Here is a 15,596-nt window from a genome sequence, read left to right as displayed (position 1 = left end):
TCTGGTAATGGATGAAAAGCCGCGGGGATATGCGGACGATGCGTGCGTAAGGCCATCGCCGGGCGACGGCCGGGGCGGGGCCGCCCGTCATGGCGCGGGCGGGCCGCCGGGGCTCGGCCGCCGGGACGGGACAGGTTGGGTGATGCGGGATCGCGACGGTCCGGTCCGTGTTGCCGCGCGGGCCTTACGGGGCCCGGGCCGGCGCGTGTTCAGGACGTGCGCGCGCAAGTTCGCATGCCGGTCAACGGCATGCGTGTGCGTGGGGTGCGGACTTGGGGGAAAGGCGTCAGCAGGGAGGCCGCGCGTATCGATGGCCGATGCGGCAGGCGCGGCTTCGGCGAGAGGAAAGTGGGCGTGGCATCGTCATCGGCGATGCGCAGGCCGCGATCGGTGTGCTGGCGGGAGGGGAATGGCGGTGCGAGGGCAAGGTGGAAGGCTTCATCGAGCTGCGTGACCTACGGCCAGATTCGATCTGGATGCAACGGGTTGATTCATCAGGACGCCCGTTCGTCGCGCGCGGGAGAGACGCGGTTCCGGCCTCTAGGGGGAATCCCCGGTCTCCCGGCCTTATAAGACCTACTCGCCGCGAAAGATCCGCGGCCCCTGGAAAAGTGAAATGTGGCGTTACTGAGGGACCTTGCAAAACGCCGCCCCGCCGGCATCGACCGGCCGGGCCTGCGTGGCCCGGCCTGCGCGGCCGGGCCTGCGCGGCCCGGCCTTACGGGATGACGCCGCAGGCGACGCGGCCGCCGCCGCCGCCCAGCGGCATGGGATGGTCGCTGTGATTGTCGCCGCCGGCGTGGACCATCAGGGCGTGATGATGGACCTCGGATAGCTTCAGGCGGGGCGCCAGGACGGGATTGGTGGCGTTGCCGTTGCTGTCCACGTACAGGGCCGGCAAGTCGCCGCGGTGGCCGTCGCCCCAGGGCGTGCCATGCTTCTTGGTCTGGTTGGGATCGTAGTGCCCGCCCGCCGCGCCGGCGGGCACGGGCTTGCCGTCCTGCTGCGAGGGCCCGCAATCGCCTTTGTCGTGGACGTGGAAGCCGTGCAGGCCCGGTGGCAAGCCTTTCAGGTCGGGCGTCAGCACCAGGCCATACTTGTTCTGCGACAGCGTGACCGTGCCGATGTCCTGGCCCTTGCCGGTGGGCGTGGCCAGCGCCATCGGCACGGTGACGTCGGCCTGGACCGGCGTGGCGGCGCACAGCGCGGCGCCAAGGGCCGCCGCGGCGGCCAGGATCTTGCGGGTGTGGGTGGGATACATCGCGCCTCCTGGGAAAAATTGCCGGCGTCGCGCCGGCGGGGTGGTCTGGCAGGAGCAGTGTGCGCGATGCCGGGCCGATGCGCCACGGGAAATGCGTTACCGGGTCCCGGCGCGGGTCCCCGTGCCGCGCGGCACCCGCACCGGCCCCGGCCGGACCGGGACGCCCGGGGGCCTCAGGCCAGCACGCTGAAGCCTATGGTGGTCGTGCCGTGTTCGCTGTGCGCGAACACATCGCCGCCGTGCATGGTGGCGACCGCCTTGACGATGGCCAGGCCCAGGCCGTGGCCATGGCTGCCGCCCTGGTCGTTGCGGGATGCGTCGACGCGGTAGAACCGGTCGAACAGGCGCGGCAGGTGGCAGGGATCGATGGGCTCGCCCGGATTGGAAACGGCGATGCGCACCGCGCCGGGCTGCTGCTCGATGCGCACGGTGATGCGCCGCCCGCACTCGGTGTGCTGGATGGCGTTCTGCAGCAGGTTGGTGACGGCGCGGCGGAAGCGCGCGGTATCCAGCGCGGCCTCGGCCTGCACGTCGCCCTGGATATCCACCCCCAGGCGCATGTCGTCCAGGACGAACTCGAAGAACTCGATGGTCTTGCTGACTTCCTCGGCGACCGGGGCGCGCACCAGGCCGGTCGCCGCCTCGCCCTGGTCGGCGCGAGCCAGGAACAGCATGTCGTTGACGATGGCGCGCAGGCTGTCCAGTTCTTCCAGGTTGGACTGAAGCACTTCCTCCAGGTCGGGGGCGCTGCGGCGGCGCGACAAGGCCACCTGCGTCTGGCCGATCAGGTTGGTCAGCGGCGTGCGCAATTCATGGGCGACGTCGGCGTTGAAGGCTTCCAGGCGCGTGTAGGCGGTTTCCAGCCGGCTCAGCGCGCCGTTGAAGGCGTTGGCCAGATCCGCCAGCTCGATGGGCAGGGTCGCGACGTCCAGGCGCTGGGACAGGTGGCGCGGGCTGAGCTTGCCCGCCTGGCTGGACAGTCGCTGCAGCGGCAGCAGGCCCATGCGCGCCACCCAGTACCCCAGCAGCATGATAAGCAGCACCGCGGACAGCAGCAGCGCGGCCAGGGCGGTCAGGAAGGTATGCAGGGTGTGGAAGTAGGGCGCCGTTTCCAGGCCGACGATGAACTTCACCTCCGGCCGCTCCTGCAGGGCCGGCACCGTGCGCACCAGGATGCGCATGGGGTACTCGCGTCCGGGAATGGCGATGCTGTCGATGCCGTCGGGCGGGGGCGCCGATGCCAGCGCGGCGGGAACGTCCTTGCCGTAGGCGTAGACCGGATCCGGGCTCAGGATCCAGAAACGCAGGCTGCCGTCGGCGGGCGTCAGTGTATCCATCTTGGCTTCCGCCCGGCTCCAGCGTTCCAGGTTGCCCATGCGGTTCAGGGCATACAGCATCTCGTTGGCGGTGGTGGCCAGCACGTCGGTCTGCTGGCGCATCAGTTCGGTGCGCAGCACGCCATACAGCGCGACGCCGATCAGCGAGAAGGTCAGCAGGGCCACCGATGCGAACATCACGGCCAGGCGGGCGGTGATCGACGGCTTCATTCCGGCAGGGCGTCCTCGCGCTGTTCCAGGACATAGCCCATGCCGCGGATGGTGTGCAGCAGGCGCGTGCCGAAGGGGCTGTCTATCTTGGCGCGCAGGCGCTTGATGGCGACCTCCACCACGTTGACGTTGCTGTCGAAGTTCATGTCCCAGACCAGCTCGGCGATGGCGGTCTTGGACAGGATCTCGCCCTTGCGCCGCGCCAGCACGGCCAGCAGGGCGAACTCCTTGGCGGTCAGGTCGATGCGCACGCCCGCGCGGTACGCCTTGCGGCTGGCCAGGTCGATCTGCAGATCGCCGATGCGCAGGTGCATGGGCTCCTGCGCGCGCCCGCGCCGGGTCAGCGCCTGCAGGCGGGCCAGCAGTTCCAGGAAGGAAAAGGGCTTGACCAGGTAGTCGTCGGCGCCGTCCTGCAGGCCGCGGATACGGTCCTCCACGCTGTCGCGCGCCGTCAGCATGATGACCGGCGTCTGGCGGAAGCGGCGCAGCTCGCGCAGCACCTGGAAGCCGTCCCGGCCGGGCAGCATGGCGTCCAGCACGATGACGTCGTAGCCATGCTCCAGGGCCAGGTGCTGGCCGTCCACGCCGTTGTGCGCCAGGTCGACCGTGCAGCCCTGCTCGGTCAGGCCCTTGTGCAGGTAGTCGGCCGTTTTGAGCTCGTCTTCGACGATCAGGATTTTCATGGCGGGGGCGCACGCATACGGTGGGGTGGCGATTGCGGTTCTTTTACCCTATTTCTGCACCAGCGGCTCGCGCGGCTCGGCCGGCTGCGCGCCGGCTTGCCGGGCGGCCGCCTTGCGGGCGGCGCGCGCCTCCTTGCGGCGGATATACCAATAGTGGGCGCGGTCCAGGTACAGGTAGACGACGGGCGTGCTGAACAGGGTCAGCGCCTGGGAAACCAGCAGGCCGCCCACCATGGCGTAGCCCAGCGGGCGGCGCAGCTCGGCGCCCTGTCCATTGCTGAGCATCAGCGGCAGGCCGCTGAGCAGCGCGCACATGGTGGTCATCATGATCGGGCGGAAGCGCAGCAGGCAGGCCTCGTAGATGGCGTCCCGCGGCGACATGCCGCGCTCGCGCTCGGCATGCAGGGCGAAGTCGATCATCATGATGCCGTTCTTCTTGACGATGCCTATGAGCAGAATGATCCCGATCAGCGCGATCACGCTCAGGTCGTAGCCGCCCGCCCGCAGGATCAGCAGCGCGCCCAGGCCGGCCGAGGGCAGGGTCGACAGGATGGTAAGCGGATGGATGTAGCTTTCGTACAGGAAGCCCAGCACGATGTACACGGCGATCAGGGCGGCGGCGATCAGGTAGGGCTGGCTCCGGAGGGAATCGCCGAAGGCCTGGGCCGCGCCCTGGAAGGATCCCACCAGCGTCGCCGGCACGCCCATCTGCGCCTTGGCGGCGTCGATGGCCTGGACGGCCTCGCCCAGCGACGCGCCCCGGGCCAGGTTGAACGACAGCGTCACCGCGGGAAACTGCCCCTGGTGGTTGATCGCAAGGTAGTTCGTCTTGGTGGTATCCAGCTTGACGAAGGTCGAAAGCGGAACCTGCTCGCCCGTCAGCGGCGACGTCAGGTACAGCTTGCTGAACAGCGACGGATCGCGCTGCAGCGCGGGGGTGACCTCCAGTACCACGTGGTAGCTGTTCAACTGCGTGAAGTACTGGGCGACCTGGCGCTGCCCGATGGCGTCGTCGATGGTGGCGTCGATCAGGGCGGGCGAAATGCCGAAGCTGGATGCCCGCGCGCGGTCTATGGTCAGCGTGGCGGTCGGCGCGTTGCTCTGCTGGTCCGACGCCACATCCGTCAGCTGCGGCAGCTCGGCGAAGCGCGCCGCCAGCCGCGGCGCCCACTGGTTCAGTTCCTCCAGGTTGGAATCCGTCAGGGTGTACTGGTATTGCGTGCGCGACAGGCGGCCGCCGACGTTGATGTCCTGTCCCGCCTGCATGTACAGCGTCACGCCCTCCACCTGGGCCACCTTGGGACGCAGGCGGCGGATCACTTCGTCCGCGTTGTCGGTGCGGCCGTCTTCCTTGGCGCGCAGGGCGATAAAGAAGCGGCCGGTGTTGAACTGGGTCGGGTCGCCGCTCATGCCGAAATCCGCCACGTCCTTGTCCTGGCGCACGATGTCCGCCAGCTGCACCATGCGGCGGTTCATGGCGCTGAATGACGAGTCCTGGGCCGATTGCGCGAAGCCGAAGATATAGCCTGTGTCCTGCTGCGGGAAAAAGCCCTTGGGGATGGTGATGAACATCAGTCCGGTCAGGGCGACCGTCGCGATGAAACTCATCAGGGTAATGAACTGGTGGCGCAGCACCCATTGCAGCCCGCGCTTGTAGCCGCCCAGCATGATATCGAAGCCGCGTTCGAACAGCATGAACATGCGTCCATGCGCGCGCCCGTGCTGGTTCTTCAGGTAGCGCGAGCACAGCATGGGGGTAAGGCTCAGCGAGACGATGACCGAGACCGCGATGGTCAGCGTGACCGTGACGGCGAACTCGCGGAACAGGCGGCCCACGATGCCGCCCATCAAGAGCAGCGGTATGAACACCGCCACCAGCGAGACCGAGATCGAAACGATGGTGAAGCCGATTTCTCCGGCGCCCTTGTAGGCGGCCTCCAGCGGCCCCATGCCTTCCTCCACGTGGCGGTAGATGTTCTCCAGCATCACGATGGCGTCATCCACCACGAAGCCCACGGCGATCGTCAGAGCCATCAGGGAAAGGTTGTCCAGGCTGAAGCCCGCCACGTACATCATGGCGGCCGTGCCCATCAGGGCCAGCGGGACCGTGACGCAGGGAATCAGGGTGGCCGCCACATCGCGCAGGAAAACGAAGATGATCATGACCACCAGCGCAAAGGTCAGGACCAGCGTGAACTCCACATCGTGCACCGAGGCGCGGATGTTCTGCGTGCGGTCGATGATGGTATTGATCTGTACCGAGGGCGGAATCGCCGCGCGCAGGCGCGGCATGGCGGCGTTGATGGCGTCCACGGTCTCGATGACGTTGGCGCCGGGCTGCTTGCTGATCTGCAGCACGATGCCGCGGCCATTGGTAAGGGTGTTGCCCGGCGCGGCGGCCGGGCCGGCATAGGCCCAGGCGGCCAGCTTGTTGTTTTCCGGGCCGTCGACCGCCACGCCGACGTCGCGCACGCGGATGGGCGCGCCGTTGCGATAGGCCAGCACCATGTCGTTCCAGGGCGCCGCCTTCAGCAACTGGTCGTTGGTATAGGTGGTGAAGCTCTGCGTCGGGCCGTCTATGGTGCCCTTGGGCTGGTTGACGGTGGTGTTGGCGATGACGCCGCGCACGTCCTCCAGGCTGAGGCCCAGCGATTTCAGCTTGGTGGGATCGAGCTGGATGCGCACCGACGGCTTCTGTTGCCCGCCGATGTTGACCAGGCCCACGCCCTTGATCTGCGAGATCTGCTGGGCAAGGATGTTGTCGGCGTAGTCGTTGACCTGGGTGATGGGCAGCGTGTCCGACTGCACGGCCAGGATCAGGATGGGCGCATCGGCCGGGTTCACCTTGCGGAAGGTCGGCGCATTCGGCAGGTTCGACGGCAACTGGCCGGACGCCGCGTTGATGGCCGCCTGCACGTCGACGGCGGCCGAATCGATGCTGCGGTCCAGGTCGAACTGCAGCGTGATCTGCGACTGGCTTTGTCCGCTGAGCGAGGTCATCTGCGACAAGCCGGCAATCAGGGAGAACTGCCGTTCCAGCGGTTGCGCGACATTGGACGCCATGGTTTCCGGACTGGCGCCGGGCAGGTTGACCGTGACCTGTATGGTGGGAAAGTCGACCTGGGGCAGCGGCGCCACGGGCAGCAGCGGCCAGGCGGCCACGCCCACCAGCAGGATGGCCAGCGCCAGCAGGCTGGTGCCGATGGGGCGCTTGATGAAGGTGGCGGATATGCTCATTGCCGGGCTCCCTTGGCCGGGGCGGCCGCCGCCGCGTCGCCCGCGGTCGCCGCGCCGGCGGCGGGCGCTGCCGCGGGCGTCCCGCCCGGTCCGCCCGCCATCGCGGTCGTCGTCTTCGATTCGACGGTATGCAGGCCGGGCCGCAGCTTGTACTGGCCGTCCACGACCACGCGTTCGCCGGCTTTCAGGCCATCGTCGACGACGGCCACATTGTCCTGGATGACGGCCACGCGTATGGGCTGGACCCGGGCCACGCCCTGGTCGTCCAGCGCATAGGCATAGGTGCCGTCCTGCCCGCGCTGCACGGCGGCGGCCGGCACCGTCAGCGCCTGCTTGCGCGTTCCCAGCTGCAGGCGCGCGTTCACATACTGGCCCGGCCACAGCACATGGCGCGGATTGGGAAACACGGCCTTGAGCTGCACGGTGCCCGTGGTGGTATCGATCTGGTTATTCACCAGGACCAGCCTGCCTTCGCCCAGCGGCTGGTTCGATTCGCGCCCGAGCGCGGTCACGGGCAGGCCTTGCGGCGTGTCCGCCATGGCGGTGTTGATATCGCCCACGGCGGACTCCGGCACGGTGAACAGCACCGATATCGGGTCGATCTGGTTGATCACCACCAGTCCGCCGGTATCGGTGGCGTGCACGATATTGCCCGGGTCGACCAGGCGCGCGCCGACCCGCCCGCCGATGGGCGCCGTAATCGTGGTGTAGTCCAGCTGCACCTGCGCGAACGCCACCTGCGCCTGGTCCATCTGCACGGTCGCTTCCAGCTGCGCCACCAGCGCGCGCTGGGTATCCAGCTGCTGCTGCGTGGCCGCGTCTTCCTTGGTCAGTTGCGTGAAGCGTTTCAGGTCCAGGCGCGCATTGAGCAGTTGCGCCTGGTCCTTGGCCTGGGTGGCCTTGGCCTGCGCCAGCTGGGCTTGCAGCGGGCGCGGATCCAGCTGCGCCAGCAACTGCCCGGCCTTGACGTCCTGCCCCTCGACGAAGCCCACCTTGTCCAGCTCGCCATCCACCCGCGTTTTGACGGTCACCGACTGGTTGGCCGTGACCGTGCCGACGCCGGTCAGGTAGATGGGCACGTCCTGCTGCTCGACCCGTGTGGAGGTCACGATGACAGGCGGCGTCTTGGGCGCCGGGGCGTCGGCCGACTCGGCCTTGTGCGCCACGCCCCAGAAGGCGGCGGCGACGGCCGCCAGGGCCACGGCGGCGGCCGCGTATCCGGCGCGGCGCCGGGACAATGCATCTGCCATGATCTTCGCTCTCGTTTTCTTGAATACAGTCGGGGTTCAGTGGGCGTTGCCTGCGGAAGCGGCGTTGCCCGCCGATGCGGCCGCGCTCGCCGATCTGGCGGTGCCGGTCGATGCGGCCGTGGTGGCCGGCGCCGGGAGGGCGCCCGGCGTGCCGCGCGGATCCGCCTCGGACGCCGCCATCGGCGCATCGAGCTGCGCGGCATTCCATCCGCCGCCCGTGGCCTTGATCAGCGCCACGCTGGCCAGCAGCCGGCGTCCGAGCAGATCCGCCGCCGTGCGCTCGTTCGACAAGGTCAGGGCCTGGGCGGTGACCACCGTCAGATAGGTCGTGGTGCCGGCGCGGTACTGTGCCAGCGCCAGCTGTTCCGACAGGCGCGAGGCGGCCACCGCCTGGTCCTGGGCCACGCTTTCGTCGGCCAGCACGCGCAGATTGGAAAGGTTGTCTTCCACTTCCTGGAAGCCCCCCAGCACGGTCTGCTTGTATTGCGCGACCGCCGCGTCGAAACCCGCGCGCGCTTCATCCACGCGGGCGCTGCGCAGCCCGCCGTCGAATAGGGTCTCGGCCAGCGCCGCGCCCAGCGACCAGACACGGCTGGGCGTGCTGAACCACCGCGACAGCGAGGCCACGCCGCTGCTGAAGCCCACGCCGGCGCTCAGCGTCAGGTCCGGATAGTAGGCCGCGCGCGCCACGCCGATCTGCGCGTTCGCGGCGGCGGCCAGGCGTTCCGCGCTGGCGATATCCGGACGACGCTCCAGCAGCTGCGACGGCACGCCGGCCGGGATCCGCGGCACCGTGGCGCGCCAGCTTTCGGGCGCGGGCGGCAGGGTGAAGTCGGCCGGCGCGCGTCCGGTCAGGATGGCGATCGCGTGCTCCAGCTGGTTGCGCTGGGTATCCAGGTCGATCGCCGAGGCCTGCGCCGTGCGCAACTGCGCTTCGGCCAGGGCAACGTCGGAGCGCAGCGCGACGCCCGCGTTGTACTGGCTTTGCGTCAGTTTCAGCGAGCGCTCGAAGGCCGCGATGGTTCTCGCGAACAAGGCCTTGAGTTCGTCCGTCACGCGCAGCTGCAGATAATCCTGGGCCAGCGCCGCCTGCACGCTCAGGCGCGCCGCCGCCAGCTGCGCCGCGCTCGATTGCGCGCTGGCATCGCTGGATTCCACCGAACGCCGCACCGCGCCCCACAGGTCCGGCTCCCAGGCCGCGTCCAGCGAGGTCGCATAGGTATTGCCCAGCTTGCTGCCGCTGTTGCCCAGCGTGCGCGAGCGGTCGGCCGACACCCCGGTCGTCAGTTGCGGCCAGAAGGCCGCGCGTGCCTGGTCGACCAGCGCGCGCGCCTGGCGGTATTGCGCGGCGGCCTGGGCGATGGTCTGGTTGGCGGCGTTGGCCTGCTGCTCCAGCCCGTCCAGCGTGCTGTCGCCATAGATCTCCCACCAATTCTCGTTGGCATCGATCTCGCCCGGCTGGGCCGTCTTCCACGGGCCGGCCTCCTTGTAGGCCGCCGGCACGTCCATCGTCGGCCGCACATAATCGGGCCCGACGGTACAGCCGGAAAGCAGCGCCAGCGCCGACAGCGCGGCCGGAACGAAGGGTATGCGGCGCCGCGCGCGGCGCCCGGGCAGGGTAGGGGCGGTCATGATGCGCCCAATGTACGAAACGGCGCAGGACGATACGCTGTCCGAAAACTGACAATCCTGTCAGTTACAGCGCCTCGCGCAAGGGCCATCCGCGCGCGGTCCCGGGCGGGAAGCGACATCGCGCCCGGCATGCCGGCCTCGCCATCCTGTCGGCTTCATACTGTGCAAGCCCGCACCGCCGGGAACGATCGCCGCCCGGCGCGCATCCCCGGTCCGCTCAGAATGGCTTGGCCAGGGCCAGCGCCAATATGGCCAGCGTCGCCGTCGCCACGATCAGCGGCGTCAGCCGCCACACGCCCGCGGGCTGCCCCTGGGCGCGGCGGCGCAGCGTGCCTGCCTGGACCCCATGGATGGCCGACAGCAGCACCACGCACGCCACCTTCGCATGCAGCCAGCCGCCGGCCATCCAATGCCCCCGCACGGCCAGCGCGATTCCCAGCGCCCACGTCAGCAGCATGGCGGGCGTGGTGACGGCGCGATACCAGCGCCGCATCCTGGCCGCGGCGACCTTGCCTTGCGAAGCGTCCGGCGCGTCGGCCACCAGCACCAGCGATAGCGCCGACACGCCGATGACGAACGTCAGCGCGGCCGCGACGTGCAGCACCTTCAACCACGTATACAGAACAGCGAATTCCATCATCCCAGCCCGGCCGCTACCCTGCGGGCCGGCCCCCGATTGCACCGGCCCAGAGTCTAGCCCATCGCGGCCTCCCGCCGGCGGGCCAGCCCCCACAGCATCATGCGCGTGGAAAGATCGTCCACCACGGCGGCGTCGACACCGCCGCCCAGGCAGGCCAGGGACTTGCCGCGCAACGCCACATAGCCCAGCCGGTACCGCGTGCCCAGCGACAGCCACAGCGCATGCGCCGCCGCCGACTGGCGCGCCCCGCTGACCAGGCACCAGCCGGCATCCAGCTCCCGCGCATACAGGTACCGGGCCAGCCCTCGGCGCTGGTACTCACGCCGGAAGCGCGAATGCGGCGACCGTACGTGGCGGTCGGTCCAGCGGTCCACCTCCACCAGCCGGTTGAACACCGTGCAGCCGGCCAAGACGCGGCGGCGCGGGTCCTCCACGTACAGGTACGATTCCCCATCGGCCTCGCGCCGCCGCACCGCCAGGCCCAGGTGCGGCAGCGTCGCCACCACCGGCGCATAGCCTTCGCCCTTTTCGCACAAGCGCCGATAAAGCGCGTCCAGCTCGGCCTCCAGCGACGCCGGATCCAGGTCGACATCCACCCTCATGGGTCGTCCGGAAGCGCGATCGCATCATCGCCGGCATCGCGGCCGGCCACGCGTTCATCCGGACCCGCCCACCAGCCGCTGTGCAGCTGCGCGGGCCGGTGTCGCGCGCGCACCTGCGCGCTGGTTTCCCATGCGTCGTCGCGCACGTCCAGGCCCGCATAGATGCCATACCCGGCCCCCGCGCGGATCTCGCCGCCCGCGCGTATGCTCTCGCCCGCGCGGATCGCACCCTGCACCACGATCGAGCCCGCGGCGCGTATGCCCCAGCCCGCGTCGACGTGCCCGCCGCATCGCAGCGTCGCGCCGCAAGCCACGCCATGCCGCACGCGTATGCCGGCGCCGCATTCCAGCGCCTCGCCCACGCGCACGCCGCCCAGCCCCTCCAGAACGCCCTCCAGCCACAACGCGCCGCCCACCGTGACGTCGGCGCGCGCACGCAATCCCGCGCATCCCGCCAGATCCCAGCCGACCCGCAGCCGCTCCGCCGAAATCGAATTCCCGGCATCCAGGTTCCACGCCACCAGCAAATCCCCGCCTGCCGAGACCGCCGCATCGCAAGCCAGCGCCGCGCCGCACCGGATATCGCGCCCCGCCGCGACGCGGCCTGCGCGCAGGCCGCCGTCCACGCGCAGATCGCGCCCCGTGCGCAGCACCGTGTCCACCCGCGCCGTCCCGCGCACATGGAGCGTGCCGGCGAACACCATCGCCGGCACCTCCAGCTCACTGACCACGCGGACGGCATCGGTCGGACCGAACTGGTCCAGCAGCCAGCACGCATCGCCCACGCGGCCATCGGCCACCAGCGCATCGAGCAACTGTTGATAGGATTCATTGGCCGTGGCATTGCGCAAGTACCAGCGAAAGCCGTCCGCGCAAGGCTGCTTGGCCTTGATAAACGCCTTGGTGATATCCATGTCTGTCCTCCTGCGCGCCCGGCAGGCGCGACGCGGCCCACCGGCAGGCCCAGGCGGGCACCGGAAAGGGCATATCGCTGTCGCGGCGCGCCTCAGGGCGCGCGTCGTTCAGGTGCCGTAATCGCCAGCCGCTTCGGGCTGGTACAGGATCTTCGCGACCGTGCCCGCATGCATCACGCGGTCGCGCCCTTGCCACTGGACAGTCTGTCCTTCGCGGCAGCCCAGCAGGCTGAGCCCCAGCGGCGAAAGCACCGAGATGCAGCCCTGCGCCACATCGGCTTCGGCCGGATACACCAGCGTCAAGGTTTGCTCCGCACCGGCCGCGTCGCGCAGCAGCAACCGCGTGCGCATCGTCACCAGATCGGGCGGAACCGCCGTGCCCGGCACGGTGGGACTGGTCACGATCAGATCGTGCGCGTCCTGGGTCGCGTCGTCATGGCGGCTGGCGGTCAGCCGCGTGAGCAGGCCGACGAGCCGGACATGGTCCAGCTCGCTGAGCAATCTTTCATCGGCGGATACGTGCATGGAGCACTCCTGTAAGGTCGTGCGCCGCACGAACGTGCGGCACGGCTTTGCGCGGGCTGGGCCCGACGACCTGGAGGAATGCGCTTTGGGGGGAAAGGTGCTGCGGGTCGCCGGGCTCAAGCATGTGCGGCAAAAGCCGCGGCCGGTCCGGTCTTATGAAGCTGAGGCGGGCATGCACACGCCAGCACCGGCCGCTGAAGCGGACGGCTGCCAATGAAAGCGCGCACGAAATGCCGAAAAGTCATGCCCACGATTGTAGGCCGTCCCACGCACAGAGTCCAACGATGAAGCCCCACGAGCCCCGCCCACGCGCTTCACGCGTGTGCGGACAAAACTGTCAGCACGCCATTGTGCAGGCCAAGCCCCCCAAATCCGACCCACCATACGCACACCAGCACACACAGGCACACGCACACCCGCACGCACAGGCACCCCCACACCCGCACAAAACCCGCAACGCGTAGGCGTGGCGCGGCCGCGCAGGGCGGCCACGCCACGACGGGCGCCAGCAAATCATTCCTGCCCCGACCCCGCCGCCGACGAAGCGCAAGCAACCCGGCCGCCCCAGCGACCGCGTATGAGAGACACCAGAGTCCGGCTGGGGGGAGGCCTGTCGGCGCCGGCCCATCGGAGGCCGCGCGAGGGCTTCCGAACGTAGGACGGCCGGGCAAAACAGGCGCAAGAAACCTACCGCCCGTTCGGCCGCCGTAGGAGGAAGACGAAGCGGAAGTCCAGGGCGTAGGCCCTGGACCGGCCGACTGGGCCGGCGCCGACAGGCCTCCCCCCAGCCGGACGTCCCAAGCAGCAGCCCACCGCCGGCATAAACCACAACGCCCGCCCCAAGCAGCAAGCCCACCGCCGGCATAAACCACAACGCCCGCCCCAAGCAGCAAGCCCACCGCCGGCATAAACCACAACCCCCGCCCCAAGCAGCAAGCCCACCGCCGGCATAAACCTAAACCTGAACCTAAACCTGAACCTAACCCTAAACCGCAAAGCCCCCAAAGCAACAGGCAACCAAGCCCCTCCCGGCCCCCATCACCCCCGCCCAGCCTTCACCCTGCTCGCGATCCCCTTCCGGGCCACCCCATTGCGCCGCGTCATCTCCGAGTCCAATATCAACCGCCCCCGCAGCTTCCCATTCAGCTTCTTCACAAACCCCGACGCCTCCGCCATATGCTCGGCCATCAACCGCCTAACCCGATCAGCATCCCGCGCCCGCGCCGCCTCCACGATCGCCGCATGTACGCGTACATTCGCTTCCCCGAAGCGCCGCTGCGTCCGTGTCGGCGTATCGTTCTCGAACACCGTCAACTGCCGCAGCATCTCGTTGATCAACTGGCATGTAAACCGCAGAAAAGGATTCGGATTCGCCAACGCCAGGATATCGTGGAAGTTCAGATCCTCCTTGCGCTGCGCCACCACATCCGCCGTCCTCCCCGACGACGGATCGCAGCACTCGATGCTATGGCCCAAGGCCTCGAAATCCGCCTCGGTCAAATACGGTACCGCCCCCGCCGCCAACTCCGGCTCCAGCAGCTTGCGCGCCGCGTAGATATCGTCGATCGTCACTTCCTTGAAAAACAGATAGTTTTGCATCAGCTGGAAAGTCCGATCCAGCGTCACCTCCACGATCCGTCCGCCACCCGCCGGCCCCGTGCTGATCGTCACCAGCCCTTGCACCTCCAGCGACTTCAACGCCTCTCGCATCGTGCTCTTGCTCACCGAGAACAACTGCTGCAGCTCGTTCTCGCGCGGCAGCTTATCGCCCGGCCGCAAATCGCGTTCGGTAATCAGCCGCTTAATCTCCTCCGCGACCAGATCGGCGCGCTTGGATCTGCCCGGCGCGGCGGGCGCCTGGGCGGCGGATTCGCGGGCCATGCGTGCTCCTATCCCTGTGGTCCGGGCGTTGAAGGATATCCGGCCATCCACCCGTCCTAGGGTAAATACGGCCTTCATTCCATGCCCTGCCGTGTTGACGTCGAAAAACGCCAACCATATCATCAGTTCGTCCTATTTATCATGATAAATAAGGGGAAGGCCTTGAACCGTCGCGATCTGCTAAAACTCGCCGCCCTGTCGGCAATCCCGGGTTCCTTCGCGCTGCGCGATGCGTATGCGCAGGCTGCCCAGGCCATACAGCTGGGATGTCCCGTTCCCATGTCGGGACCCTTCGCCGCCAACGGCAAGTATGCGGACCTGGGCATGAAGCTCGTCGTCCAGCAGTACGGCCAGCTCCTGGGCCGTCCCCTGGCCTACACCACCCTGGATACGGAAGGCAAACCCGCCACCGCCGTGCGCAAAGTCCAGGAACTCGCGCAGCAGAAAGGCGCGCGCTACTTCGCCGGCGGCATCCTGTCCTCCGAAGCCCTGGCCATGGGCAAGGAAGTCCTGAAGGACGGCGGCGTATTCATCACCACGGCGGGCGCCGACGAAATCACCGGCTCGGACTGCAACAAGTCCACCTTCCGCTGGTCCGTGCCCACCTATGGCGCCATCGAACAGACCGTGCGGCCCCTTATCGACAAACTGCCCAAGGCCAAGCGCTGGTACACCATCACGCCGCAGTACGTCTTCGGCGACGGCCTGCTCAACGCCGCCAAGAACATTTTCAAGGAAAAGGGCATAGAGCACGTCGGCAACAGCTACCACTCGCTGACGGAAAAGGAATTCAGCGGCTACCTGACCAACGCCATGGCCGCCAAGCCCGACGTCCTGCTGTTGCTGAACTTCGGCTCGCAATCCTCCGACGCCTTGCGGCAGGCGGTCAGCTTCGGCATGAAGCAGAACACCACCATTTTGATGGCCTGGGCCTCGGGCCTGGAGCAATTCGAAGCCCTGGGCGCCGACCTGTGCGAAGGCGTGTACTTCGGCGCCCAGTACTGGCATGGCATAGACAGCCCGGGCAACAAGGACCTGGTCAAGCGCTGCCAGGATACCTTCAAGGCCAACCCCAACTACAGCCTGGCCGGTTCCTACATCTGCGCCAAGATCCTGATCGACGCCATCGCCAAGGCGGGTACGGACGATCCCGCCAAGGTCATCCCGGTGCTGGAAGGCATGAAATACACGGGCCTGACCGGCGACGAGGAAATCCGCGCCCAGGACCACCAGGTACTCAAGAACTATTACCTGCTGCGCGGCAAGGCCAAGAAGGCCATGAAGGACAAGGACGACTACGCCGAGATCCTGAGTTCCGGCAAGTCCTTCCTGCCCATCGCGCAGACCGGCTGCAAGCTGTAAGCGGGCATCGCGGCGGGCGCGGCCGGCGGCGCGCCCGCCGCGCACCTCTATCCTTGACCCTA

At 68.3% G+C, this 15,596-nt stretch carries 12 protein-coding genes; 1 reads left to right on the top strand and 11 read right to left on the bottom strand.

What is annotated here, in order from left to right; genetic code table 11:
• Positions 1-718 precede the first annotated feature (718 nt).
• The 11 genes from sodC to BAU06_RS21240 all read right to left on the bottom strand — a co-directional run bounded on the left by sodC (position 719) and on the right by BAU06_RS21240 (position 14,172).
• Positions 719-1,261, bottom strand: a complete 543-nt coding sequence (gene sodC, locus BAU06_RS21295) for a superoxide dismutase family protein (RefSeq protein WP_066355093.1) — start codon at positions 1,259-1,261, stop codon at positions 719-721.
• A gap of 173 nt (positions 1,262-1,434) precedes the next feature.
• The gene (locus BAU06_RS21290; protein ID WP_066355090.1) at positions 1,435-2,808 is read right to left on the bottom strand and encodes a heavy metal sensor histidine kinase; all 1,374 of its coding nucleotides are present in this window, start codon (positions 2,806-2,808) and stop codon (positions 1,435-1,437) included.
• On the bottom strand, positions 2,805-3,491 hold the full coding sequence (locus tag BAU06_RS21285) for a heavy metal response regulator transcription factor (protein ID WP_066355084.1): 687 nt from the start codon (positions 3,489-3,491) through the stop codon (positions 2,805-2,807). Before BAU06_RS21285 ends, BAU06_RS21290 begins: the two co-directional genes overlap by 4 nt.
• 48 nt (positions 3,492-3,539) lie before the next feature.
• Positions 3,540-6,728 carry an efflux RND transporter permease subunit gene (locus tag BAU06_RS21280; protein ID WP_066355081.1) on the bottom strand — a complete coding sequence of 1,063 codons (3,189 nt, stop codon included), beginning with the start codon at positions 6,726-6,728 and terminating at the stop codon, positions 3,540-3,542.
• Complete coding sequence (locus BAU06_RS21275; RefSeq protein ID WP_066355080.1) at positions 6,725-7,978, bottom strand: efflux RND transporter periplasmic adaptor subunit; 1,254 nt, start codon at positions 7,976-7,978, stop codon at positions 6,725-6,727. Before BAU06_RS21275 ends, BAU06_RS21280 begins: the two co-directional genes overlap by 4 nt.
• Before the next feature lie 36 nt (positions 7,979-8,014).
• On the bottom strand, positions 8,015-9,610 hold the full coding sequence (locus tag BAU06_RS21270; RefSeq protein ID WP_082988387.1) for an efflux transporter outer membrane subunit: 1,596 nt from the start codon (positions 9,608-9,610) through the stop codon (positions 8,015-8,017).
• Between the two features lie 217 nt (positions 9,611-9,827).
• Positions 9,828-10,250 carry a CopD family protein gene (locus BAU06_RS21265; RefSeq protein WP_231933924.1) on the bottom strand — a complete coding sequence of 141 codons (423 nt, stop codon included), beginning with the start codon at positions 10,248-10,250 and terminating at the stop codon, positions 9,828-9,830.
• A 53-nt stretch (positions 10,251-10,303) separates the two neighbouring features.
• Entirely contained in the window at positions 10,304-10,852 is a 549-nt protein-coding gene (locus BAU06_RS21260; RefSeq protein WP_066355078.1) for a hypothetical protein, read from the bottom strand.
• Complete coding sequence (locus BAU06_RS21255) at positions 10,849-11,766, bottom strand: hypothetical protein (RefSeq protein ID WP_066355076.1); 918 nt, start codon at positions 11,764-11,766, stop codon at positions 10,849-10,851. The genes BAU06_RS21260 and BAU06_RS21255 overlap by 4 nt, the downstream gene beginning before the upstream one ends.
• Before the next feature lie 108 nt (positions 11,767-11,874).
• Complete coding sequence (locus BAU06_RS21250; RefSeq protein ID WP_066355071.1) at positions 11,875-12,291, bottom strand: GreA/GreB family elongation factor; 417 nt, start codon at positions 12,289-12,291, stop codon at positions 11,875-11,877.
• Between the two features lie 1,038 nt (positions 12,292-13,329).
• A complete protein-coding gene (locus BAU06_RS21240; RefSeq protein WP_066355062.1) occupies positions 13,330-14,172 on the bottom strand; it encodes a FadR/GntR family transcriptional regulator in 843 nt (280 codons plus the stop codon).
• A 162-nt stretch (positions 14,173-14,334) separates the two neighbouring features.
• Between BAU06_RS21240 and BAU06_RS21235 the strand changes: the two genes are divergently transcribed.
• Positions 14,335-15,534, top strand: coding sequence for an ABC transporter substrate-binding protein (locus BAU06_RS21235; RefSeq protein ID WP_066355057.1), 1,200 nt, complete (start codon positions 14,335-14,337; stop codon positions 15,532-15,534).
• Positions 15,535-15,596 lie beyond the last annotated feature (62 nt).

This window comes from Bordetella bronchialis, assembly GCF_001676705.1.
GTDB lineage: Bacteria > Pseudomonadota > Gammaproteobacteria > Burkholderiales > Burkholderiaceae_B > Bordetella_C > Bordetella_C bronchialis.
Note: the sequence above shows the minus strand (reverse complement) of the source record. Positions and strands in the feature narration are given on the sequence as shown.

What these genes read in the sequence shown, in the direction of transcription:
- BAU06_RS21285 (WP_066355084.1), bottom strand. Translation starts at nt 3,491, where the DNA reads ATGAAAATCCTGATCGTCGAAGACGAGCTCAAAACGGCCGACTACCTG.
- BAU06_RS21280 (WP_066355081.1), bottom strand. Translation starts at nt 6,728, where the DNA reads ATGAGCATATCCGCCACCTTCATCAAGCGCCCCATCGGCACCAGCCTG.
- BAU06_RS21260 (WP_066355078.1), bottom strand. Translation starts at nt 10,852, where the DNA reads ATGAGGGTGGATGTCGACCTGGATCCGGCGTCGCTGGAGGCCGAGCTG.
- sodC (WP_066355093.1), bottom strand. Translation starts at nt 1,261, where the DNA reads ATGTATCCCACCCACACCCGCAAGATCCTGGCCGCCGCGGCGGCCCTT.
- BAU06_RS21240 (WP_066355062.1), bottom strand. Translation starts at nt 14,172, where the DNA reads ATGGCCCGCGAATCCGCCGCCCAGGCGCCCGCCGCGCCGGGCAGATCC.
- BAU06_RS21270 (WP_082988387.1), bottom strand. Translation starts at nt 9,610, where the DNA reads ATGACCGCCCCTACCCTGCCCGGGCGCCGCGCGCGGCGCCGCATACCC.
- BAU06_RS21265 (WP_231933924.1), bottom strand. Translation starts at nt 10,250, where the DNA reads ATGATGGAATTCGCTGTTCTGTATACGTGGTTGAAGGTGCTGCACGTC.
- BAU06_RS21255 (WP_066355076.1), bottom strand. Translation starts at nt 11,766, where the DNA reads ATGGATATCACCAAGGCGTTTATCAAGGCCAAGCAGCCTTGCGCGGAC.
- BAU06_RS21250 (WP_066355071.1), bottom strand. Translation starts at nt 12,291, where the DNA reads ATGCACGTATCCGCCGATGAAAGATTGCTCAGCGAGCTGGACCATGTC.
- BAU06_RS21275 (WP_066355080.1), bottom strand. Translation starts at nt 7,978, where the DNA reads ATGGCAGATGCATTGTCCCGGCGCCGCGCCGGATACGCGGCCGCCGCC.
- BAU06_RS21290 (WP_066355090.1), bottom strand. Translation starts at nt 2,808, where the DNA reads ATGAAGCCGTCGATCACCGCCCGCCTGGCCGTGATGTTCGCATCGGTG.